The 22,290-nt window shown below is 37.6% G+C and carries 21 protein-coding genes and 1 riboswitch; of the genes, 4 read left to right on the top strand and 17 right to left on the bottom strand.

Annotation, left to right across the window (positions count from 1 at the left end; genetic code table 11):
- Positions 1 to 30: 30 nt before the first annotated feature.
- The 4 genes from cshA to BTR42_RS03900 all read right to left on the bottom strand — a co-directional run bounded on the left by cshA (position 31) and on the right by BTR42_RS03900 (position 6,239).
- Positions 31 to 1,611: a degradosome RNA helicase CshA gene (gene cshA / locus BTR42_RS03920; RefSeq protein ID WP_077496496.1), complete on the bottom strand. Its 1,581-nt coding sequence runs from the start codon at positions 1,609 to 1,611 to the stop codon at positions 31 to 33.
- A 401-nt stretch (positions 1,612 to 2,012) separates the two neighbouring features.
- Entirely contained in the window at positions 2,013 to 3,557 is a 1,545-nt protein-coding gene (locus BTR42_RS03910; RefSeq protein ID WP_061458974.1) for a peptide chain release factor 3, read from the bottom strand.
- A 150-nt stretch (positions 3,558 to 3,707) separates the two neighbouring features.
- Entirely contained in the window at positions 3,708 to 4,844 is a 1,137-nt protein-coding gene (locus BTR42_RS03905) for a polymerase (protein ID WP_077496492.1), read from the bottom strand.
- Positions 4,845 to 4,874: 30 nt separating this feature from the next.
- Complete coding sequence (locus BTR42_RS03900; RefSeq protein WP_077496490.1) at positions 4,875 to 6,239, bottom strand: UDP-N-acetylmuramoyl-tripeptide--D-alanyl-D-alanine ligase; 1,365 nt, start codon at positions 6,237 to 6,239, stop codon at positions 4,875 to 4,877.
- Between the two features lie 106 nt (positions 6,240 to 6,345).
- Positions 6,346 to 6,436: riboswitch (THF riboswitch) on the top strand.
- 46 nt (positions 6,437 to 6,482) lie between these two features.
- On the opposite strand from BTR42_RS03900, the gene BTR42_RS03895 reads away from it, so the two are divergent.
- Positions 6,483 to 7,043, top strand: coding sequence for a folate family ECF transporter S component (locus tag BTR42_RS03895; protein WP_077496488.1), 561 nt, complete (start codon positions 6,483 to 6,485; stop codon positions 7,041 to 7,043).
- A gap of 103 nt (positions 7,044 to 7,146) precedes the next feature.
- Here BTR42_RS03895 and BTR42_RS03890 read toward each other — a convergent pair whose 3' ends face one another.
- The 7 genes from BTR42_RS03890 to BTR42_RS03860 form a co-directional block, all read right to left on the bottom strand.
- Positions 7,147 to 8,193: a D-alanine--D-alanine ligase gene (locus tag BTR42_RS03890; RefSeq protein ID WP_077496486.1), complete on the bottom strand. Its 1,047-nt coding sequence runs from the start codon at positions 8,191 to 8,193 to the stop codon at positions 7,147 to 7,149.
- Positions 8,194 to 8,423: 230 nt separating this feature from the next.
- The gene (locus BTR42_RS03885; RefSeq protein ID WP_051764151.1) at positions 8,424 to 9,656 is read right to left on the bottom strand and encodes an acyl-CoA thioester hydrolase/BAAT C-terminal domain-containing protein; all 1,233 of its coding nucleotides are present in this window, start codon (positions 9,654 to 9,656) and stop codon (positions 8,424 to 8,426) included.
- Positions 9,634 to 10,137, bottom strand: coding sequence for a MarR family winged helix-turn-helix transcriptional regulator (locus BTR42_RS03880; protein ID WP_157769861.1), 504 nt, complete (start codon positions 10,135 to 10,137; stop codon positions 9,634 to 9,636). The genes BTR42_RS03885 and BTR42_RS03880 overlap by 23 nt, the downstream gene beginning before the upstream one ends.
- A gap of 101 nt (positions 10,138 to 10,238) precedes the next feature.
- Positions 10,239 to 10,835 (bottom strand): recombination mediator RecR, encoded by a 597-nt coding sequence (gene recR / locus BTR42_RS03875; protein ID WP_043878535.1) that lies wholly within the window; start codon positions 10,833 to 10,835, stop codon positions 10,239 to 10,241.
- 65 nt (positions 10,836 to 10,900) lie between these two features.
- Positions 10,901 to 13,054: a penicillin-binding protein PBP2B gene (gene pbp2b, locus BTR42_RS03870; protein ID WP_009853756.1), complete on the bottom strand. Its 2,154-nt coding sequence runs from the start codon at positions 13,052 to 13,054 to the stop codon at positions 10,901 to 10,903.
- Positions 13,055 to 13,208: 154 nt separating this feature from the next.
- Positions 13,209 to 13,763 (bottom strand): hypothetical protein, encoded by a 555-nt coding sequence (locus BTR42_RS03865; protein WP_043878534.1) that lies wholly within the window; start codon positions 13,761 to 13,763, stop codon positions 13,209 to 13,211.
- A 196-nt stretch (positions 13,764 to 13,959) separates the two neighbouring features.
- Positions 13,960 to 14,481: a transcription repressor NadR gene (locus BTR42_RS03860; RefSeq protein WP_009853754.1), complete on the bottom strand. Its 522-nt coding sequence runs from the start codon at positions 14,479 to 14,481 to the stop codon at positions 13,960 to 13,962.
- Positions 14,482 to 14,731: 250 nt separating this feature from the next.
- Here BTR42_RS03860 and BTR42_RS03855 point away from each other — a divergent pair, with 250 nt between their 5' ends.
- On the top strand, positions 14,732 to 15,298 hold the full coding sequence (locus tag BTR42_RS03855; protein ID WP_009853753.1) for a DUF3267 domain-containing protein: 567 nt from the start codon (positions 14,732 to 14,734) through the stop codon (positions 15,296 to 15,298).
- A 378-nt stretch (positions 15,299 to 15,676) separates the two neighbouring features.
- Here the strand turns inward: BTR42_RS03855 and BTR42_RS03850 are convergent, their stop codons facing one another.
- The 6 genes from BTR42_RS03850 to BTR42_RS03825 form a co-directional block, all read right to left on the bottom strand.
- Positions 15,677 to 15,946 (bottom strand): type II toxin-antitoxin system RelE family toxin, encoded by a 270-nt coding sequence (locus tag BTR42_RS03850; RefSeq protein WP_009853752.1) that lies wholly within the window; start codon positions 15,944 to 15,946, stop codon positions 15,677 to 15,679.
- Positions 15,936 to 16,163, bottom strand: coding sequence for a type II toxin-antitoxin system RelB family antitoxin (gene relB, locus BTR42_RS03845; RefSeq protein ID WP_013642845.1), 228 nt, complete (start codon positions 16,161 to 16,163; stop codon positions 15,936 to 15,938). The genes BTR42_RS03850 and relB overlap by 11 nt, the downstream gene beginning before the upstream one ends.
- 273 nt (positions 16,164 to 16,436) lie before the next feature.
- Positions 16,437 to 17,129 carry a phosphoglycerate mutase gene (locus tag BTR42_RS03840; RefSeq protein WP_009853732.1) on the bottom strand — a complete coding sequence of 231 codons (693 nt, stop codon included), beginning with the start codon at positions 17,127 to 17,129 and terminating at the stop codon, positions 16,437 to 16,439.
- A gap of 216 nt (positions 17,130 to 17,345) precedes the next feature.
- A complete protein-coding gene (locus BTR42_RS03835) occupies positions 17,346 to 17,666 on the bottom strand; it encodes a DMT family transporter (protein ID WP_077496482.1) in 321 nt (106 codons plus the stop codon).
- Between the two features lie 159 nt (positions 17,667 to 17,825).
- Complete coding sequence (locus BTR42_RS03830) at positions 17,826 to 19,709, bottom strand: heavy metal translocating P-type ATPase (protein ID WP_077496480.1); 1,884 nt, start codon at positions 19,707 to 19,709, stop codon at positions 17,826 to 17,828.
- A gap of 2 nt (positions 19,710 to 19,711) precedes the next feature.
- Positions 19,712 to 20,026 carry an ArsR/SmtB family transcription factor gene (locus BTR42_RS03825; protein ID WP_003063779.1) on the bottom strand — a complete coding sequence of 105 codons (315 nt, stop codon included), beginning with the start codon at positions 20,024 to 20,026 and terminating at the stop codon, positions 19,712 to 19,714.
- A 167-nt stretch (positions 20,027 to 20,193) separates the two neighbouring features.
- On the opposite strand from BTR42_RS03825, the gene BTR42_RS03820 reads away from it, so the two are divergent.
- Both BTR42_RS03820 and BTR42_RS03815 read left to right on the top strand, forming a co-directional pair.
- Positions 20,194 to 21,189 carry a zinc-binding dehydrogenase gene (locus tag BTR42_RS03820; RefSeq protein ID WP_013642842.1) on the top strand — a complete coding sequence of 332 codons (996 nt, stop codon included), beginning with the start codon at positions 20,194 to 20,196 and terminating at the stop codon, positions 21,187 to 21,189.
- A gap of 99 nt (positions 21,190 to 21,288) precedes the next feature.
- Positions 21,289 to 22,224, top strand: a complete 936-nt coding sequence (locus tag BTR42_RS03815) for a dihydroorotate oxidase (protein ID WP_012961645.1) — start codon at positions 21,289 to 21,291, stop codon at positions 22,222 to 22,224.
- The last annotated feature ends 66 nt before the right edge of the window (positions 22,225 to 22,290 follow it).

The following is a 22,290-nucleotide window of genomic DNA, read 5'->3' as shown; positions in this document are numbered from 1 at the left end:
CACCCTGTCATCATAGAGTGCGTTTTATGTTTATCTTTCCCCTTTGTTACGGATAACAAATCCTGTTTTCTTTTCGCTTGATGTGCGACGTGGGCGTTTGTTATCTTTGTTTTGGAAATCACGTTTGTTCTTAGATGATGTGCGTTTGAAATCACGATAGCCGTTATTGTCTCGGTCATCACGTTTTCTGTCTGAACGCCCACCACGGCGATTATCACGACCGCGACCATTGCCACGACCACCTTTGCGGTTATTAAAGCCACCACCTGACGGTTTAAATGGTAATGGTTTTTCACGCGCAATTTCCACTTTTGGAAGCGTATCTGGGTCTTTAACAGTCAAGTTCAAGATGTACAATGCCAATTCTTCTGGTGTAAATTCTGCTGCCAATTTAACAGCATCACCTTTGAATTTGTCAAAGTTTGCACGAATCGCTTCATCCGCAAAATCACGTTCAATTTTCTTAAGCGCAACTTTTTTCTTCGCTTTAAAAGCTTCATCAGCAGTCGCTGGTTTCAACCCTTTCATGCGTTTTTTCGTCAATTTTTCAATGATTGACAAATATCCCATTTCGTTTGGTGCTACGAAAGTGATTGATTGACCATGTTTCCCAGCACGTCCAGTACGTCCAATACGGTGAACATAGCTTTCTGGGTCTTGCGGAATATCGTAGTTATAAACGTGTGTGACCCCTGAAATATCAAGACCACGCGCTGCAACGTCAGTCGCAACCAAGATGTCAATATTGTCATTCTTGAAATCACGAAGAACACGGAGACGTTTACCTTGGTCAAGGTCACCGTGAATACCTTCGGCACGATAGCCACGTAATTTCAATCCACGTGTCAATTCATCCACACGACGTTTTGTACGCCCAAAGACAATTGACAATTCAGGTTGATCAACGTCCATAAGACGTGTCATTGTATCAAATTTATCTTGTTCTTTAACGCGAATATAGTATTGGTCAACAAGATCAGTAGTCAATTCTTTAGCAGCAACTTTAACGTGTTCAGGGTTTTGCATAAATTTCACCCCAATACGTTTAATAGCTTCTGGCATAGTTGCTGAGAAAAGAAGGGTTTGACGTGTTTCAGGAACACGACTGATAATCGCTTCAATATCTTCTAAGAATCCCATGTTAAGCATTTCATCTGCTTCATCAAGGATTAATGTTTCAACATGGTCAAGTTTCAAAGCTTTGCGTTTAATCAAATCAAGCAAACGCCCTGGTGTTCCCACTACAATGTGAGCTCCTGAACGAAGTGCCTTAATTTGTTTCTCAATGCTTGACCCACCGTAAACGGAACGGACTTTCACACCTTTTTCACGACCAAAACGGAACAATTCTTCTTGTCCTTGAACAGCCAATTCACGTGTTGGTGCGATAACCAAGGCTTGAACAAGATTACGATTTGTATCAATTTTGTCCAAAGTTGGCAAGCCAAAGGCTGCTGTTTTCCCTGTTCCAGTTTGTGCTTGTCCGATAACATCCTTACCTTCCAAAGCCAAAGGAATCGTTAATTCTTGGATTGGAGATGGCTCAACAAAGCCTGCTTTTTCTACGGCAGCAAGGATATTTTCCGATAAGTTAAGTTCTGTAAATTTCAAATTTTTCTCTTTTCTAAAAGGCAGTGCGAAGCTGCCTTATTAAACTTTAATTTCGTTGTTTAACAACTTATCTAGTTTAACACATTCCAAGTTAAAAAGATAGGAAACAGTTTCATTTATTAAAATAACACGTTTTCATAATTTCTATTGTTAGAATTTTCTGTAAAAGACTATTTTTATTAGTCGTTTAAGGTTTCTTTAAGGTTTCTCCGATAGAATATAGGCATCCTAAAACTTTTCTTTTTCATAATCTCAAAAAGATAGCCCTGATTCGTCGGGGCTGTTTTTATTTTAACTCCTAAAAAGGTCTGAGCGCGCAAGTTCAGACCTTTATTTATTTTTATCTTGGCATGAAGAACGACAAAAGAAGTTGAGCACTTTCTCAACTCCTTCTGTCTTTATTACATTTTTTCTTCTAGTTCAACATCTGGGTATTTATCCGCAAACCAGCGAAGCGCAAAGTCGTTTTCAAAAAGGAAAACAGGTTGGTCAAAGCGGTCTTTAGCCAAGATATTTCGGCTTGATGACATGCGTTCATCAAGGTCTTCTGGTTTAATCCAACGAACAGTCTTTTTACCCATTGGTGTCATCACAACTTCGGCATTGTATTCATTTTCCATACGGTGTTTGAACACTTCAAACTGCAATTGACCAACGGCACCAAGCATGTATTCGCCAGTTTGATAATTTTTATAAAGTTGGATAGCTCCTTCTTGCACCAATTGTTCAATCCCTTTGTGGAATGATTTTTGTTTCATAACGTTTTTAGCAGCTACTTTCATGAACAACTCTGGCGTGAAGGTTGGTAGCGGTTCAAATTCAAATTTATTTTTACCGACTGTCAACGTATCCCCAACTTGGTAAGTTCCTGTATCGTAAACCCCGATAATATCACCTGCAACGGCATTTTCAACATTCTCACGTGATTCTGCCATGAATTGTGTCACGTTTGACAATTTCACTGATTTTTTCGTACGTGCTAAATTCACGCTCATGCCACGTTCAAATTCACCTGAAACGATACGCACGAAAGCAATACGGTCACGGTGTCGTGGGTCCATATTGGCTTGGATTTTAAAGACAAATCCTGAAAAATCTTTATCGTAAGGGTCGATTTCATTGCCTTCTGTTGTTTTATGTCCATGAGGTTCTGGCGCAAATTGTAAGAAAGTATCTAGGAAAGTTTGCACCCCAAAGTTTGTAAGGGCAGAACCGAAGAATACTGGTGTTAAATCACCAGACAAGATAGCTTCTTCTGAAAATTCATTTCCTGCTTCTTCTAACAATTCAACATCTTCCAAAACTTGTTGGTAGAATGGGTTGTTAGCAAATAATTCATCACCAGCTTCAAGTGCTGCAAAACGGTCATCGCCTTTGTAAAGTTCCAAACGTTTGTTGTACAAATCGTAAAGCCCTTCAAATGATTTTCCCATCCCAATTGGCCAATTCATTGGATAACTTGCAATACCAAGCACTTCTTCCAATTCTTCCAAAAGGTCAAGTGGTTCACGACCATCACGGTCAAGCTTGTTGATAAAAGTAAATACTGGAATATTACGGTGTTTAACAACTTCAAACAGTTTTTTCGTTTGTGCTTCGATACCTTTGGCAGAATCGACAACCATAACCGCAGCATCTACCGCCATAAGAGTACGGTAAGTATCTTCAGAGAAGTCCTCGTGCCCTGGTGTATCAAGGATATTGACACGTTTTCCAGCATAATCAAATTGCATCACTGATGAAGTAACGGAGATACCACGTTGCTTTTCAATATCCATCCAGTCAGATTTAGCAAAGTTCCCTGTCTTTTTCCCTTTTACGGTACCAGCTTCACGGATTTCTCCACCAAAATAAAGTAATTGTTCTGTAATTGTCGTTTTACCAGCATCTGGGTGACTGATGATGGCAAACGTACGACGTTTTTTAATGTCATCTTGAATTGTCATTTTATTTCCTTATTAATCTTAATTATCTTCTTTATATAAACGTATCACCTAATCTTTAGTGACTACATTGGTCCACTCCTTTTCTGCCATACAAAAAATAGAGTCATGGGACTCATAACTCTATTATTATAACGAAAAGTGGGTTCTATTTCAATATTTCCCCATGGTGTTCTCCTCAGAAACCGCAAAATAATTGATTAAGAGAATACTACACATACAAAGACTGCCACCATAGTGCTCCATGATATTGATAAAGAAAGTTATCAAAAAGAGCATCGTATGGAATAGTGTCAGTTTCTTCCCTCTCAACTGTGCAATGAGAAAAATTGGATACAGTAGAAATAGAAAAATTCCCTGACGTAACAATGAATCAATATAAAAACTATCATCGTACATCGGATGCCCATTTATTTCGGTAAAAGTTGGAATATTTCGTGGCAACCAATCAACACCGAAATGCTGCAAATACGTATGTCCGATATTCAATCTTCCTGAAAACAAATGATTCAATGTTGCATAAATGGTACTATCACCATTGTAGAAGTATGGAAGCCCTAGCCCCAAACCAAACATCACAATCACCAGTGGAATAATCACAGAACCAGAAACCTGATACTTTAGTAATAATGGTTTCAAAAAATAGCAAAGAATGATGACCCCAGCAATTAAAAATGTTGTCCTTGAGTCGGTAATCGCAAAAATCAACAAGGAAACAAGCAACATGACCAGTCCTGCTCTAGCTTTACGGCTCTTTCTAACCAAGGAAAAATCAAACAACAAACCAACCAGATACATTCCCAAAGAATTTGGGTGCATAAAACCATAAGAATGCCTAATCAAATCTTTGTCAGCTCGATACATGGTCATATCAGAAATAATATGACTATTGTAAGCAAAGAGCACTAAGATTGCTACAATCAGCTTGAAGTAGAAAATCGCTGTCATCAACCGCTCATCGTCCTTATCAACACTCGCTGATAACAAAAACAAGGTAACCATGGACAAATCATCAACGTTTGTTTCCAGATAATTAGACATTGGCAATAAAATCAAGAAAGCTAGTGCAAAAATCCCTGCTAAAATCTTCTCTATCGACCAACCTGAACGCCAAAAACTCCACAAATACATGGCAAATCCGCCAATAATGGCAAGACTTGACATCAATAAGAAAAACGGTAGAGGAAACGGATAACGTTTCAAGAACCAAGCTAGAAATAGCAAACAAAACTCAAGAAAATACAAGGTTCGATAAAGAAACCTTGCAAATGATTCTTCAGTCCTAAACATTTCCTTTAACCTTAACATCTCCACAGTAATCTATTCCTCCAGTGCTTCAACAACTTTAGCTAACTGCATTGAGTTGCTACCTTTCAACAAGATTTGGTCAGCTGGTTGCAATACTTTTTGAACAGTTTCAAGCATGGCATCAAATTGATCCTCGTCAGCTGTTTTCTTGAAATAATAAACTTTTCCAATTGGGAACATTTGACTAGCAAGTTGTGCCAACTCGGCAATATCTTCCCCATAGAAAATGAGTGTATCTAATGTTTCAGGTGACAAGCTCATAATCATGCGTTTATGAAGCTCAACAGATTGCTCACCCAATTCTTTCATGTCAGCAAGCACAGCGATTTTTTTACCGCCCTCATTGGCAGGAATTTTAGAAAATGTCTCTAAAATCAAACGCATTGCCGTTGGATTAGCATTGTAAACATCTGACAAAATATCAGCACCACTGGCTGCTTTTTTCCATTCCGTACGATTGCGCGTTAATTCGATTGTCTCAAGAGCCTCGACAATATCGTCATCAGAAATGGCTAATAATTTACCAACATAAGCTGCCACCATGGCATTAGTCGCATTGTATTTTCCAGGCACAGGTAGAGTAATTGGACGGTCAATCACATTTGTCGTAAAGGTCAACGATTCCTTACTTTCTTGCAAATCTTTCACAAAAATTTCTGCGCCGTCACCAAAACGAATAACCATTTGGCTTTCAGGTAAATAAGGATCAACGATTGTGTCAGCTGGCGCAATCAAAATGCCATCTGAATCCATGCCATCAACAATTTGCAATTTACCTTCTGCGATTTTCTCACGACTACCGAAAAATTCCAAATGAGCTTCACCAATCAAGGTCACCACACCGATATGTGGTTTTGCAAGTTCTGACAACAGATGAATGTCACCCATATGATCTTGCCCCATTTCAAGGACAATTTTCTCCGTATCATCTGGCATATGAAGTGCTGTATATGGCAAACCAATTTCGTTATTGTAGTTGCCTTGTGTTTTATAAGTCTTGTATTCTGTTGATAAAACCGCAGCAATCATATCTTTGGTTGTCGTTTTACCATTTGACCCTGTCACAGCAATAACATCAACACGCTGTTTCTCAAGATAATAGCTAGCTAGCGCTTGAAAAGCCTCTAGGCAATCATCAACCCAAATGTATGGATGACCAGCTACTTCACGTTCTGAAAAAGTCGCAACAGCACCATTTTCAAAGGCAGTTTCAATAAAATCATGCCCATCACGCGCACCTTTTAATGGTAAAAATAAATCCCCTTTTTCAATCTTACGACTGTCAAATTCAATTTGTCGCAGGGGAACGTCATCAAACTCCGAAATAGTATTTTTAGCGCCAACAACCTTGGCGACTTCATGCAATGTTAATTTCATATTGAATCCTTCATTAAAAATCTAGTGTTAACGCCTTTTATTATACCACATTTTAGCAATCATGCAGGAATTTTTATGGTACAATGTAATTGCAAAGCTTGTTTTGCACAGAGTAGATGATTCGCGTTAAGTGTGTGTGAATGGGATGTTGTCACACAACGAAGCAATTTGCGCGGTGAATCATTGCATCCGCTGTTAAATTTTTTTAACAGCTCCAGTTTTATGTTTTAAAAGGAGCAGAAAATGAATTTATTTTTCAAAACACCCAAACTCACCCTTAAGCGTTTGGTTAGCCTAGCTATGCTAATCGCGCTTGCTTTCATCGTTGGGAAATTTTCAATTCCCGTCATTCCACAACAATTAGTTATCAGTTTGACGTTCATTGTCAACACGATTATCGGAATGATTGGCGGTCCTATTTGGGGCTTTATCAGCCTAGGTATTCTTGATGTGGTTGATACCTTATCATCAAGTAGTGCTGGTAATTTCATCATTTGGTGGACACTTATGGAAGCAATTCAGGGCTTTTTCTATGGTCTTTTCTTTTATGGTAAACCACTAAGCTGGTCAAGCAAAAAAGACTGGCTACACGTAACAATCGCAACTGTGGTTATCATGCTAATTGGCACCTTTATCCTCACACCACTTCTGATTCAGATATACTTTGGTGTGCCATTCTGGGCACAATATCTGGTAGGACGTTGGTTAAAAATCTTTGAAATTCCAGTACGAATCATTATTACCATGCTTGTCATTCCGAGGTTACAAAAGATACCCGAATTACGCAAGCTTGCAAATCTATAACTAAAAAACCTCAGAGAGTTATCCCATCTCTGAGGTTATTCATATCTAAAAAGCACCCCAATTGTTAGATTTATTGTCTAACTTTTGGAGTGCAACTTCTTTTTTAAATCAAATGGCTTTCGCGTTTTTCAAACATTTCTTTAGCTAATTCAACCAATTTTTCAATCAAATCAGAATAAGCAAGTCCCATGTTTTCCCAAAGAAGTGGATACATTGACCATTGTGTGAAACCTGGCATTGTATTCAATTCGTTAAGGTAAACATGACCATCTTCTGTCAAGAAGAAATCACAACGTGACAAACCACATCCACCGATAGCACGGAAAGCTGTTGTTGCATAGCCACGCATTTCTTCCATAATGCTGCTATCGATATGCGCTGGAATATCCATAGTAATTTTATTGTCGATATATTTAGCATCGTAATCATAGAAAGCAACGTCTTTAACAACTTCACCAGGTAATGTTGTTTGCACATCAGCATTTCCCAAAATCCCAACTTCGATTTCACGCGCATTGACACCAGTTTCGATAAGAATACGGCTATCGTATTTAAGGGCGAGATCAATAGCTGAGCGGAGCCCCTCTTCATCATCAGCTTTTGAAATTCCTACTGAAGACCCCATGTTGGCTGGTTTAACAAAGACTGGGTAAGTCAATTTTTCATTTACTTCAGCAACCGCTTTTTCAAGATCAGCCCCTTCAATATAAGTCACGTAAGCAACAAGTGGTACACCTGCAGACTCAAGAACGTGTTTTGTTGAAATTTTATCCATGGCAACACTTGATGACAAGATGTTAGTTCCAACGTAAGGCATTTTAAGAATTTCAAGGAAGCCTTGGATTGAACCATCTTCTCCCATTGGTCCATGAAGAACAGGGAAAACAACCGCTCCTTCTTCATAAATATCACTTGGTTTAATTTTTTGACTTTCAACGACAGTAGCGTTAGTCATTAATTTTTCATCATCGGCTGGTTTGCTTGAAAATTCTTGTGTCTTAATAAAATCACCAGATTGTGTGATGAAGTAAGTTTTCACAAAGAATTTGTCATAATTAATCGCACGCATGACACTCTCAGCTGATAAAACAGATACTTCACGCTCCGCAGAACGTCCACCATAAAGTAAAACAAGCGTTTCTTTTGCCATAAACTTTAATTACCTGAACAGAAAAAAGATACCAAGTTAAGGTCACTTAATACATTTTTCAACAAGCCGAGCATGAACCAAAAACAGCCCCAAACCCAACTCAAGTTCAATTCCTTTTCTATTACAATTTCCTACCTATCATACCACAAAAGAAGCTTCCTTTCAAACACCTACAGCCATAAGATGGAAGAAAAGATGACAAAGGATGAGGGGATGTAAATAAGATACTTTTACAAATAATTCTTAAAAAAATCTATTGTTGCTTTCCAAGAAATAACAGAATCTGATAACAAATTCTCTTTTAAAATCTTAGTGTATCGCTGATTAGGTTGATAAGCAATTGTTAGCATATGACCTCCATTGTTCAATAAAATAGACTTTACCAATCCATTTTTTCTCTTCTGCAACTGCTTCTCTAATAGTTTTATTGAAAACTCTGTATTCCAAATTTCATCAGATTTCTCACCTATCATTAATACATTAGCTCCTATCTCTTTCGCCTTAATCAAGCTACTGAGTTCATAATCACTAAACTTTTGTCCTAAAAATTTTTCTTTAAAAAATTCTCTGATACTAAATTTTGTATAAGGTAGTTCTTTATTCTGATATGTCCAAGAAGAGTGTTTAGAATTTATCCTACCTTTTAAACCTTCTAATATGGCACAAGAGGGGGAATTGACAACAAGGCACCTAATTTGTGAAAAAAGACTTGCTGCAACCAAAGATAACTCCGCACCTTTAGAACGACCATATAAACCAATTCTATTTTCATCTACAATTTCTAAATTGGCTAAATAATCTAAATTCTCCTTTACAATTTCCAAAGGTATTCGATCCAAATACCTGCTTATTCCCCTAAGACCAAAATAAGCAACCGCTAAAGTTACAAAACCTCTACTTGCCAACAACTGAGCTATATTTTGTGCTTTTTCTATTCGACCATCACTACCACTAAATACAATGATTGCTGGTAAATTTTGAGCATTGCTAGGATAAAATAATCTTGCTTGATATCTTGAAGAAATAATCGTTTCATGCGAAATCTCTGGTAACTGATAATAGCGTTTGAAGATTTTTTCAGCTATTTTTTTACTTTTAGAAAAAATTTCAATTTTTACATAAAAACTGTCATAAACAGGAATATCCCTAACGTCTTCCAACAAATGATTTTTCTTTGATTTTAAAGGTCTACAAGAAAAAAATAATCCCATATCAATTTTACCTACATAATCTCCTTCTAGAGATATACAATTATTAACAGAAACTACCCCATTATCGTCAGCTTGATATTTTGCCCAAGCATACCAAGGTGTTTCAGAACCTATTCTCATCGGCGCATTAATATTATAATAATCCAGTAAGGTCATATGAACATCAATAATCTGATTTGGTTTTAATTGATTAATCATAATATCGAATTTATCATCAGCTAATAGACTTTCACTCTTCAAATTTATTTTGATCGTTTTCTTCACTAACTTCCTCATCTCCCTTCCAGTAATCATGATTATTTGTACTTTCCCATACATTTTCAATAGTTTTCATCAATTCTAAAACCTCATTTAAAAATTCTGCTGAATAGGAGGTTAAAATACTATAAATTTCTTTTTCTAAGTAGCTTTGTTGCAAATCATGTTGTTGGACGACGTCACACCCAGTATTCGTTAAATATAGTGAATGAGTATTGGAAGTTTTATTTTTCGTTTCTTTCATTAAAAAACCTTTTTCACTTAGTTTATTAACCATCTGAGTAACTGCACTTCTAGAAATTTTCTTTTTTCTAGCTATCTCGGATAGATATTTTGGCTTTTCTTTAGCAATAAATACCAAAAAATGAACCTCAGTTATAGATAGTTCTGGATACTTTTCCATTTTGTGCTGTCTTTTTTCTAAACGGTTATAACTTTTAATAAAAGCAGACAGATGTTTATTAATATTTTCCAAAATTTTCCTCATCTCTTTTGTTAAGCAACTTAACAAAATTTTACTATGTTTTTAAAAAATATACAAGCAAAAAAGCAGCTTCACGCTGCTTTTCTTACATCCTACAATTCTGTTCGGTTTTCTATGGCACGAAGTAGGGTGACTTCGTCGGCGTATTCGATGTCTGATCCAACAGCCAGTCCACGTGCTAAACGTGTTACCTTGATTCCTGCTGGTTTTAGGACACGTGAGATATACATAGATGTTGCTTCACCGTCTGCGGTTGCATTGGTTGCAATAATCACTTCGTTGACCTCACTATCCATTAAACGTGTAATCAATGATTTCAAATTAATATCATCTGGTCCGACACCGTTCATTGGTGAAATCAAGCCATGCAAGACATGGTACAAGCCACGATACTCTTGAATTTTTTCCATGGCAGATACATCTTTTGAATCTTCAACCACTAAAATAACGGAATGATCACGAGTTTCATCTGTACAGATATTACAAGGGTCTTCATCTGTTAAATTCCCACAAACGGAACAATAAGTCAATTCACGCTTAGCTGCCAATAAATTTTTGGCGAATTCATTCACATCTTCATCTGACATTCCAATCGTGTAGAAAGCCAAACGTGTTGCTGTTTTTATACCAATTCCTGGCAATTTTGTAAAACTATCAATCAGCTTTGCGATAGGTGTTGGATAAAGCATTGTCATTCTCCTTTAACAAAGTGACGAGCCGACTACTTCCTCGGCCGACTCGCTTTCATTATCAATTATTGATTAACATAAGTTGACATGTACAAATTAATAATATCACGTGCAATGTATTGGTTGGTATGATTATCTGAACTTGTCAAATGCGGAATGATAACTGCAACAGCGATATTTGAATCATCACTTGTTGAATAGTCATAGGCAAGGACACTCAAGTTAACCGTTGTTACAGCATTACCGTTAGCGTCAACAGCATAAGTTTCGGCTGTACCTGTTTTACCAGCGATAGTGACTGTTGAACTCTTCATGTAAGTACCTGTTGCATAACCACTACTACTATTTACCACTTGATAGAACCCTTGTTGCAAAAGGTCCATATCATCGTCTGAAATGTTGATTTCATTAAGCACATTTGTTTCAATTGTTTTAGCTAAAGTTCCAATGCCATCTGTGCCATCATTGTCATAGATACTATCAACCAAATGTGGTGCAATACGTTTACCACCATTAGCAACTGTCGCCGCATATTGTGCCAACTGCATTGGTGTGTATGAGTCATACTGACCAAATGCTTCGGTTAGGACATTACCAGCAGAATAGTCATCTGAAATGTAACCAGTAGTATTTTCTGGAAGGTCAATTCCTGTGCTTGTTCCCATTCCGTATTCGGCATAGGCAGCACGCAATTCTTCCATGGCTTCTTTCATACCTGTGGTTGCTAGAGACATGCCTGAGTAGTATTCTTGTCCCATCATTTTAAGAGCAACTTGTACCATGTAGGTATTTGATGAGTATTCAAGCGCTTGAACAGCTGTGATGTTTGTTGAGCCGCTACCTGTAAACCATGATGTAATCGCTGAGGAACCAGCAATATTAATGGATTGGTCAGCGATAACTTGGTTTCCTGAAATGGCACCTGATTCCCAACCAGCTGTCAATGTTGCTGCTTTCACGACTGACCCTGGAACAAAAATATCATTAATAGTACCAAGGGCATCAAGAGTAGTTGTTGACGAACCTGTTTCATGAGAGAGTCCAGCCATTGCTAAAATGGCACCTGTCTGCGGATTCAAGGCAACTGCATAAGCTCCTTCTGAATAGGTTGCATAACCGTCAGCAATATCAGCACTATAATACTGATTTAAAATACTTTCAACACCTGCTTGGAAATCTGAATTGACCGTTAATTTCAGATTTTGCCCTGCTTTTCCTTCGCTTGTCACTTCATCTGAAACCACATTGCCATTTTTATCAGTTGTGATTTCACGAACGGTGTGTGTTCCTTGAAGGTATTCTTCATATTCTTTTTCAAGATAAGACGTTCCGACACGGTCGTTCAAAGAATAACCTTTTGCCAAGTAATCATCTGCCTCTTCTGCTGGCAGACCAGAATCTTTCGATGAAACCGTACCAATAATTGAAGCAAGGGAACTTGTTGGCGTTTCACGGTCCCAGTCAGTTGCGATTGAAATTCCTGACAATTTAGACTGATTAGCCGTGATATAAGCAATTTGTTCTTCCGTTAAGTCGCCAGTCGTCAAGTTAACCGTGCTAAATGTTGATGCGGCATTCATTTGACTAAAAATATAAACCAATTTTAGTTCATCTTCAGAGTAATTAATTTCATCATCAGTTACCGCATTAATCGCATTTGCGTAAATTTCTGATTCGGTCAAATTGTTACCGTAACTATCATATTTTTCATCATCAGGCAAACTCTTGACTACCGCTGCATAAGTATCTGAATCCGCCAAATAATAATCTTTTTTCTGACGTGTCGTAACATCTGTCTCTGTAAGAGTCACTAGAGTTGACAATTTCGCCGCCAATTCTTTCATCTCTTCAGCTGTAATCGTATTGCTACGAGTAAAAGCAACTACTTGCTTGACAGTATTAGAAACTAATAAATTACCCGCAGCATCGTAAATTTCCCCACGAGGGTTTGATGTTGTTACCGTATAAGTTGTTGACGAATTTAATTTCTCATCATAAAACGATTTATTCAAAATTTGCATCTGAGCCAATCTCAAAATGATAATTGAAAAAAGGACAACGATGATTGAAAAAATCAAATAAATACGTTTCGTCATACTAGTCGGCTTTTTAACAATTTTAAACTTACGTACTTTTTTTTCGTTTTTTTCGGTTGTTTTGCTTGTCTTAGTTGTTTTTTTGGCAAATTTTAATTTGCTCAATCTCTTCTTAAATGACATTCTTTCCTCACAATTAAAAGCTCTGAATTATATTTTATCACAATTTGCTTAAAAGAGAGTGACACAACCTGTAAAACTTTGACCTTTTTTATTTTGAAAAATTCCCTACCACAAAACCCTTGAAAATAAAGAAAAAGATGAACCAAGGTTCATCTCAATCTTCTTTTGATGTGACTGAAAAATCAACACCGACTTTGTCTCGTAGGAATTTCCAAAGGTAGTAAGCAATGTAAAAATCAATACAACCATGAACAAGAGAACCAAAGCCAATCAGTCCAACTAATGACCAAACATAAGCTGCACCCGTATGTGCCCCTGCAGTCAAAACTAAAACAACGATGAATTCTGCCAAGCCATGCAAGAAATTCAAGAACAAAGCCAAAAGAAATGTTGATAAAGGTTTCTCAAGCAAACTTGGACGTTTTTGAACCAAGATAGCTCCCACAACAGCAAATAACAAATGAGAAACAGCACGCAAAACGATGACAATCGGAAAACCCGCCAATAAAAAACCTAAGCTTGTTCCTAAAGCAACTAAAACCGCAACTTGCGGTGAAATAAACATTGCCATAAAAATAGGTACGTGACTTGCTAGTGTAAACGAAGCAGGTCCAATAACCACTTTAACTGGCATAACCATTGGAATCAGAATCCCAAACGCAACCAAAATTGCTGTAAAAGCAAGAGATTTTGTCTGATTTCGTCTCATAATAACTCCTTTATGATATCTATCAAAACCTTGATTTACCAACCAAGGCACTATCAGCTTCTTAAATGTTACCGATAAAAAAAGCCTATTGACATTATTTTGACCAATTTCCCCAAGAACAACCGTCCCAGAGCCACTAATCAGTCTTGCCTATTATAAATAAAAAAAGCACAGGTGTCAAGACACCTGTAACTGTTTAGTTAGACTTCAAAAGTAAGCCTTTATCTAATAACATCTCCTTGATATCTTCAAAATCATCTTTTGAATGACAAGAAAGTGTATGTGTGTGAATCCCATGTGTTAGCGAAGATAAAAGTGTCGCATTAGAATGTTCAACCTTATCCATAAAATTGGCAATATCTTCGTTACTTCTTATATCGAGCGGCGCTGTTAACATACCATAAACAGGATGTTCAACTTCAACATCAACCACAATTCCACCCTTAGCAACAATGCTGTCCAATTCTTCTTTGGTTCTTTCAGGACCATGTTGACAAGCAATTTTCCCGATAAATTGGTGCGAATAAAGCGCTTGTGACATCACATAACCTTTAGGTGTCGAAATCACGTCATGATTAGCTGCTCTTAACAAAGCAACATCACCAACAATAATTTGGCGACTAACACCAAGTCTGCTAGCTAAAGAACTGGCTGAAATGGGAACTTGCGTTTGGCTCAAAATATCGATAATTTTTTGACGACGTTCTGCTGCTTTCATAAAAGCCCCCTCCAAATATAATCCTTACTATTAATCATACCATAAATTTTCAAAAAAACGTCCACCAGATACTCACACCAGAAAATTTAGCAATTTTTCAAAAAATGATTAAATTGTGAAAGGAAAAACATCTCAAACCGCACAAGGAGTGTTTAGTTCGTGTCACTAACTTTTTCTGTGCTGTGCTATAATAAAGCTATAAAAAATTTATCTTGTTATAAGCAACTCAACCATTCTGTGGGAGAATAAAATGGAGATTTTAAGAGAAATTAATATCACAAAAGACAAAAAATTAGCCATTTGGCTAAATATCATATCCCTTCCTACTTTTTTCCTATTTTTTTATCTTTTTTACTTACTTGGTTTAAAGATTCAACACCCTACTATTGAAAATGTTATCTACACTATTCATTTGGGAAAATTATTTCTTTTTGTGCTAGCGATACTTGCTGTTGTCATCATTCATGAACTTATCCATGCTTTCTTTTTCAAACTCTTTAAACCTAAAAGTAAAGTCAAATTTGGAATCAATTGGAAATTAGGAGCGGCATATGCTACCTGTCCAAAAGTGACTTATGACAGATGGCAAATGATAGTCATTAGCTTAGCACCTTTTATCATTTGGTCTCTAACGCTGACTATCCTCTTTGGTATGAATTTATTATCTTTTCCTGCCTATGTCGGAATTGCCAGCCTACATGCAACAGGATGTATCGGTGATTTCTACTATGTCTATCTCCTTGACATTAAATATGCCAGAAAGAAAATTTTAGCAGAAGACACAGCGGTAGGACTAATCATATACAGTAAAAATTAAGCTAAATTTAGCAAATGAATTTTTGGGAGTGGGACAGAAATCGGTAATTTCGAAGAAATTCGATTTCGTCGTCCCACCCCCGCAAGGTTGAGTAGGGTTGTAAAAGCTGATTTATCAGCGCATTAGAATCCACTCAACTACTGCGTCTTGCAAATAATAACTATATAAACAAAGAAGCTGGGTACTTTTGTCCCAGACTCTTTTTAGCACTCAATATAAAACGTTCGTTATGACTAAGAAAATTTGTCAAACAAAAAGCAGAACCGTCCACCTCCTACCGCAGACACAAAGTCTGTTTCAAGGGGAGTTAGAAAGGTTCTGCCTTTAATCATATTATACACTAATCTTTCCTTTTTACCATACTTATATAAAGGACTTTTAGTTTTTATAAATATCTTTTCTATGTCCGATTTCAATAGCAAGAATAACTAATTCATCGTCCATAATATCACAAATAACTCTATAATTTCCTATTCGGTAACGCCATAGGCCTTTGAATTGACCTATTAGTGCTTTTCCAATTTGTCTAGGGTTCTCTAAACCATCAAGGTGTTTCTTCATGTCTTTAGCAAGCATAAGCCTTACATGCTTATCCATTTTCTTTAGTTGTTTCTTGACCTTGTCACTAACAACCAATCTATAAGTCATTTTCAAACTCCTCAATAATATCATCAATAGAGTGAGTAACAGGATTCTTTTTGAATTCTTTCAATGCTTTAATGCCTGTTTCATAATCTAATTGGTCTTCAATTTGTTCAGCTAAAGCTGTTTTAAACAACTCTGATAATGTCTTTCCTGTATGGATAGAATAACTTCTAAAAAGTTCTTCTTCTTTTTCATTTAGTCTAAGTGATACGATTGACATAGCGTGTACCTCACTTTCTGTAATACATTGTACAACAATAAACTGAAATAGTCAATTTTAATCCCTTTACTTTCCATTCATTTTAAACAAAAAAGCAGAAGTGACCCACCGCCTCCACAGAAAACTGCTTCATGGGCGTTAGACCACTTCTACTTCACTTACATTGTACATCACTCTTTTTAGTTTTACTATAAGTAATATAAAAAGCACTCTAGGGGATAGCCTAGAATGCTTTCATATCAAGGGTTTTAGCCCTTATAATCTACTATCAGATTATTTACCAAGGTAGTATTCGTTTGTAACGTTTAATTTTTCGTCGAATTCGAATACAAGTGGTGGGAAGTTAGGGATTTCAACATCCATAATTTCGTCATCTGACAATTGTTTGATGTGTTTTACAAGAGCGCGGATTGAGTTACCGTGTGCACCTACAAAGACGTTTTTACCGTCTTTAAGAGCTGGAGCAATTTTATCTTCCCAGAATGGAAGAGCGCGTTCCAAAGTAACTTTCAAGTTTTCAGCATCTGGAATTACTGTGTCGTCAAGGTTAGCGTAACGACGGTCAGTGTGTGCTGAATATTCGTCATCTTTAGCCATAGCTGGTGGCAATACATCGTATGAACGACGCCAGATGTGAACTTGTTCGTCACCCCATTTTTCAGCAGCTTCAGCTTTGTTTTGACCAGTCAAACCACCGTAGTGACGTTCGTTTAAGCGCCATGATTTTTCAACTGGAACCCAAAGTTGGTCAGCAGCTTCAAGAGCAAGGTTAGTTGTTTTGATAGCGCGTTTAAGAACTGAAGTGAAAGCAAGGTCAAATTCGATTCCTGCTTCTTTAATCAATTTACCAGCTTCGATAGCTTGTTTTGTACCTTCTTCTGAAAGGTCAACATCAGCCCAACCAGTGAAAAGGTTAGCTTTGTTCCATTCAGATTGACCGTGACGTGCAAACACTAATTTTACCATTAGATAAAGTCTCCTTTAAAGTAATACAAAGGCTATTAACGCACAGCGAAAAATAGGTATTAGCCTATCAGTCCAGCGACTTGATAAGTTAGACTATTTTTGGCTCAGCATTCTAGCCATATTAATTATTACGACCAGATAAAGTCGCTTACCCTTACTATTCTACCCAAAAAGCTGTAAAAAAGCTAGTAAAATTACTAATTTTCTCTAAAAGACTCAATGTCCGCTGGTCATTTTTAAACCGATAATTCCAATGACAACCAAAATCAAAAAAAGGTAGGCAAGCGGTGATAATTGGTCTTTCAGAAAGATAATTCCAACAACTACTGTTCCGATTGCACCAATCCCTATCCAAATCGGATAAGCAAGACTCATCGGAAGGTCCTTTAACGCACGCGCTAAAAAGACAAAGCTTAAAATCATTCCAAGAATGGTTACCATTGAGTAGCCAAGCCTGCTAAAATTCTCACTTAATTTCATACTCGTTGCCCAAACTACCTCCAATATTCCTGCGAAAATCAAATAAATCCACGTCATTTTGCTCTCCTTTTCCTTGATAAAATAAAAAAATGGCAACAACACCATTTCTTTATCCAAAAGGATATCCCTACGAAGTGATGTTATCGCCATTCCCCACTTTCCGGGGAAAGTGGTAGCTTTCTATATGATTGATGCTATTATAAATCAAATTATTTTTTATGTCAATGTCATGGTACGCATGGCATTCAAGGTTGCGAGAATCGTTACTCCCACATCTGCAAAAATTGCTAGCCACATATTCGCCATTCCGAAACTCGCTAGTAATAAGACTAGAACTTTGATACCAATTGAGAATATGATGTTTTCATGAGCAATACGAATGGTCTTGCGAGCAATCTTAATCGCTTTGGCAATCTTTGATAATTGGTCGTTCATGATAACCACATCTGCCGCTTCAATGGCAACATCACTTCCTAGACCACCCATGGCAATTCCAACATCAGCTCTGGCTAAAACTGGTGCATCGTTGATACCGTCACCGACAAAGCCAACTGTGGTACGTGGTAATTTTTTAGCAAGATATTTTTCAAGTTCATCAACCTTATCTGTTGGCAATAGCTCCGCTTGATAGTCTGTGATGCCTAGCTCATCAGCGATTTTTTCAGCAACTTCACGACGGTCTCCTGTCAACATCACCAGATGTTTAACGCCAGCTTGTTTGAATTGTTCCAAGGCTTCCTTGGTGTCTGACTTGATGCAATCAGAAATTACAATGTGCCCTGCGTACGCTCCGTCAATAGCAACATGAACGATTGTTCCAACTTTGCTACAAGCCTTCCATTTTGCCCCTAGGCTATCCATGAATTTGGTATTTCCGACAGCAACATTATGTCCATTAATAATAGCGCTGACACCATATCCTGACTTTTCTGTCACGTCTGTAATGGAACAATCATCTGCTTCTTTTTCATAAGCTTCGCGAAGCGATTGGGCAATTGGGTGAGTTGAAAAACGTTCCACATGACTGGCTAAATGTAACAACTGCTCATCCGTAATATCATTGGGATGAAGTGCCGTTACTTCAAAAACACCTTCTGTCAAAGTTCCAGTTTTATCAAAAAGCAAACTCTCAAGTGAAGCTAGACTTTCCAAATAATTAGACCCTTTAACCAATACACCTGCTTTTGAACAAGCTCCCAATCCTCCAAAAAAGCTCAAAGGAATTGAAATCACAAGCGCACACGGACACGAAATCACAAGGAAAGTCAATGCACGGCTAAACCATTCTGGGAAATTCCCAGCGAAATTACCAGAAACGAGAGGTGGCAAAACAGCCAAAATCACCGCTGCAATCACCACAGTTGGCGTATAAACAGCCGCAAATTTTGTCATGAAATGCTCACTTTTTGACTTGTTAGCAGCAGAATTTTCTAGTAAATCCAGAATCTTGCTTAACGTTGAATCCTTTACAGAATGCAAAACTTTAACACGAATAACCCCTGTCATGTTAATCATTCCTGAAAGCACTTGGTCACCAACTTGAACCGTTTGTGGTAAGCTTTCACCTGTCAAAGCCGCTGTATCAACAGAGGATTCACCAGCAATCAAAATACCGTCTATGGCCACTTTTTCTCCAGGATGGATAGAAATGACTTGCCCTTCCTGCACTTCTTGTGGGTCAATATCAACTACCTCATCGCCTTTTTCTAAGTGAACAAGGTCTGGGCGTAAATTTAACAATTCAGCAATTGATTTTTCGCTGCTACCTTCTGCAATATGTTCAAATAATTCACCAACTTGGTAAAATATCATGACAAAAACAGCTTCCGCAAACTCAGATTCATTTGTTATAAAGCTCAAGACAAATGCCCCTAACGTTGCTATCGTCATCAAAAAGTGTTCGCTGAAAACTTTTCCTTTACTGATTTTCAGCACCGCTTTTCTTAAAACATCATACCCAGCAATAAGATATGGTATGGCGTAAAGTGCAGCCTGTACTGGTAAAGATGGTTGTGTTGCCTTTACCACTCCAAAAACTAGCAAAAATCCTAAAATCGCTAGTAAAATCCGTCTAAGGGATTTTTTGTTTTTTTCTGACATTGTCAGTCCTCCTCATAATGCTCCACGACGGAATCTAAAACCTGACTGATATGCTTGTCAGCCAAAGCATAAATCTGATTTTTTCCTTCACGTCGTACAGATACAATTTTCAGATTTTTCAACAAGGTCAATTGGTGTGAAATAGCTGACGGGCTCATTTGCAAAATAGCTGCCAGCTCACTAGATTTTAATTCACCCTGACTTAGGCACCAAATGATTTGTAAACGTGTCCCATTTCCCAAAGCCTTGAAAAAATCTGAAACATTTTCCAATAGCTCTCCCTCAAGCAACTGTTGTGTTTGGCTATCTTCTATCATCTAAAATTACTCCAATATCAATTTATAAAACACTTGAACAATTGCTCAATTGTTTTATAATTAAAATATAGCACTTTTACCGCTTTTTTTCAAGGAAATACTGGATTTTTTCCAAAATAAGAAATTTGTGCTACAATTCTTGTATATACAATTTTTTGGAGGTAATAATGAAAGCTTTTGCACTTACAGACAGCTCACAACGAGCGATTTCTGATTTAGCAATAATAGATATTCCAAAACCTAAGATTTCAGCGGATGACGTTCTCGTCAAAGTGACCGCTGTCGGGCTTAATCCTGTCGATTTCAAAGTTATCGAAAACGGTGTTGATGCTTGGACATTTCCGCATATCATCGGTATGGATGTTGTCGGAGAAATCGTTGAGCTTGGTGAGCATGTCACTCAATTTCAAATCGGTGACCGTGTGGCTGGGCATGGCAATTTAACCAAACAAGGTTGCCTAGCTGAATTTGCCAGCGTCCCTGCTTACCAATTAGCCAAAATTCCTGGTGGCATTTCTCATACTGACGCTGCTGCACTACTCTGTAATGGATTGACCGCTTATCAGGCACTATTTCGTAAAGCAACACTCGCTAACAAGAAAACAATTCTCATTCATGCAGGAAGTGGCGGTGTTGGGAGCATTGCCATTCAATTAGCCAAAATGGCTGGTTTGACGGTTTATACCACAGCTTCAACTGCTAAGGTTGATTTTGTCAAATCGCTCGGTGCAGATATCGTGATTGATTACAAGACCGAAAATGTTAGTAGGCGAATTGCCGAACTCACTGACGGACTTGGTGTTGACATGATTATCAATACCATTGGTAAAGACGAATCAACCGAAGATTTGAAACGATTAGCTTATAATGGCAGTCTGATTGCAGTTGTTTCACCACCACGCATTGACAATCCAAGTGACTTATTTAGCCGCGCCTTAAGCATTGATGTCTTAAATCTTGGCGGCGCTCATTTATCACACAATCCTCAACAAGCCCAAGACCTTGCAACAATGACCGAAGAACTCTTTGCACTTGCTCAAGAGCAAAAAGTAAAAGCCCTTGTTAGCCAAACATTCCCATTTAAACAAACAAAAGAGGCTTTACAACTGATAAAAGACCGAAAAGTTACAGGAAAACTGGTCATTGATATGATTTTAAACTAAAAACGTTCGGAAATAACTTGCTTTCCTTCTAACTAAATAGTAAAATAAAGGTGGCTTAAAAATATCTTTCTAGCCACTACACTATTCTTGGAGGACTTTATGGTTTCAACAGCAACAAAAATTGGCGCTTTCGATTTTGACAACTGTTTCATGAATGCCGCTGGCGTTTATTGCATGACTCGTGAAGAATTGGCAGAAATTGATGCCTCTGCAGCTGGTTCTTTCGTTACAAAAACAGGAACATTGACAGCACGCGCTGGTAATCCTGAACCACGTTATGCAGACACTAGCCTTGGTTCAATTAACTCAATGGGCTTACCAAATAACGGTTTTCAATATTATCTTGACTACGTTACAGAGCTCCAAAATACACCAAATAGCAAACATCATTTCTTATCACTTGTTGGCATGTCAGAAGAAGAAACACATACCATTCTTAAAGCCGTCCAAGATTCTGACTACCAAGGATTGGTGGAATTAAACCTCTCTTGTCCAAACGTTCCAGGTAAACCTCAAATCGCCTATGATTTTGAAACAACAGAGACACTTTTAAGAGATATTTTTACTTATTTCACTAAACCACTTGGTGTGAAATTACCACCTTACTTCGACATTGCTCATTTTGACCGAGCAGCTGCGATTTTCAATCAATTTCCACTCACTTTTGTGAATTGTATCAATTCTATCGGAAATGGTTTGATTATCGAAGACGAAACCGTGCTTATCAAACCTAAAAATGGCTTTGGCGGTATTGGTGGCGACTATGTCAAACCTACGGCGCTTGCTAATGTCCACGCTTTTTACCAACGCCTTAACCCATCTATCCAAATCATCGGAACAGGCGGTGTCAAAACAGGGCGTGATGCTTTCGAGCACATCTTGTGTGGCGCTAGCATGGTTCAACTAGGGACAATTTTACACCAAGAAGGTCCAGCAGTCTTTGAACGTATTACGAATGAACTAAAAGCCATTATGGAAGAAAAAGGCTACAAAAGCCTTGAAGATTTCCGTGGCAAATTAAAATATATTGATTAAATATCACAAAAGCCAAAAGCATCTGAGACAATGTCCCAGATGCTTTTTTCTTTCTATTATTTTTCA

This window comes from Streptococcus gallolyticus subsp. gallolyticus DSM 16831, assembly GCF_002000985.1.
Taxonomy (GTDB): Bacteria; Bacillota; Bacilli; order Lactobacillales; family Streptococcaceae; genus Streptococcus; species Streptococcus gallolyticus.
Note: the sequence above shows the minus strand (reverse complement) of the source record. Positions and strands in the feature narration are given on the sequence as shown.

What these genes read in the sequence shown, in the direction of transcription:
- BTR42_RS03910 (WP_061458974.1), bottom strand. Translation starts at nt 3,557, where the DNA reads ATGACAATTCAAGATGACATTAAAAAACGTCGTACGTTTGCCATCATC.
- BTR42_RS03905 (WP_077496492.1), bottom strand. Translation starts at nt 4,844, where the DNA reads ATGTTTAGGACTGAAGAATCATTTGCAAGGTTTCTTTATCGAACCTTG.
- BTR42_RS03900 (WP_077496490.1), bottom strand. Translation starts at nt 6,239, where the DNA reads ATGAAATTAACATTGCATGAAGTCGCCAAGGTTGTTGGCGCTAAAAAT.
- BTR42_RS03895 (WP_077496488.1), top strand. Translation starts at nt 6,483, where the DNA reads ATGAATTTATTTTTCAAAACACCCAAACTCACCCTTAAGCGTTTGGTT.
- BTR42_RS03890 (WP_077496486.1), bottom strand. Translation starts at nt 8,193, where the DNA reads ATGGCAAAAGAAACGCTTGTTTTACTTTATGGTGGACGTTCTGCGGAG.
- recR (WP_043878535.1), bottom strand. Translation starts at nt 10,835, where the DNA reads ATGCTTTATCCAACACCTATCGCAAAGCTGATTGATAGTTTTACAAAA.
- pbp2b (WP_009853756.1), bottom strand. Translation starts at nt 13,054, where the DNA reads ATGTCATTTAAGAAGAGATTGAGCAAATTAAAATTTGCCAAAAAAACA.
- BTR42_RS03865 (WP_043878534.1), bottom strand. Translation starts at nt 13,763, where the DNA reads ATGAGACGAAATCAGACAAAATCTCTTGCTTTTACAGCAATTTTGGTT.
- BTR42_RS03860 (WP_009853754.1), bottom strand. Translation starts at nt 14,481, where the DNA reads ATGAAAGCAGCAGAACGTCGTCAAAAAATTATCGATATTTTGAGCCAA.
- BTR42_RS03855 (WP_009853753.1), top strand. Translation starts at nt 14,732, where the DNA reads ATGGAGATTTTAAGAGAAATTAATATCACAAAAGACAAAAAATTAGCC.
- BTR42_RS03850 (WP_009853752.1), bottom strand. Translation starts at nt 15,946, where the DNA reads ATGACTTATAGATTGGTTGTTAGTGACAAGGTCAAGAAACAACTAAAG.
- relB (WP_013642845.1), bottom strand. Translation starts at nt 16,163, where the DNA reads ATGTCAATCGTATCACTTAGACTAAATGAAAAAGAAGAAGAACTTTTT.
- BTR42_RS03840 (WP_009853732.1), bottom strand. Translation starts at nt 17,129, where the DNA reads ATGGTAAAATTAGTGTTTGCACGTCACGGTCAATCTGAATGGAACAAA.
- BTR42_RS03835 (WP_077496482.1), bottom strand. Translation starts at nt 17,666, where the DNA reads ATGACGTGGATTTATTTGATTTTCGCAGGAATATTGGAGGTAGTTTGG.
- BTR42_RS03830 (WP_077496480.1), bottom strand. Translation starts at nt 19,709, where the DNA reads ATGTCAGAAAAAAACAAAAAATCCCTTAGACGGATTTTACTAGCGATT.
- BTR42_RS03825 (WP_003063779.1), bottom strand. Translation starts at nt 20,026, where the DNA reads ATGATAGAAGATAGCCAAACACAACAGTTGCTTGAGGGAGAGCTATTG.
- BTR42_RS03820 (WP_013642842.1), top strand. Translation starts at nt 20,194, where the DNA reads ATGAAAGCTTTTGCACTTACAGACAGCTCACAACGAGCGATTTCTGAT.
- BTR42_RS03815 (WP_012961645.1), top strand. Translation starts at nt 21,289, where the DNA reads ATGGTTTCAACAGCAACAAAAATTGGCGCTTTCGATTTTGACAACTGT.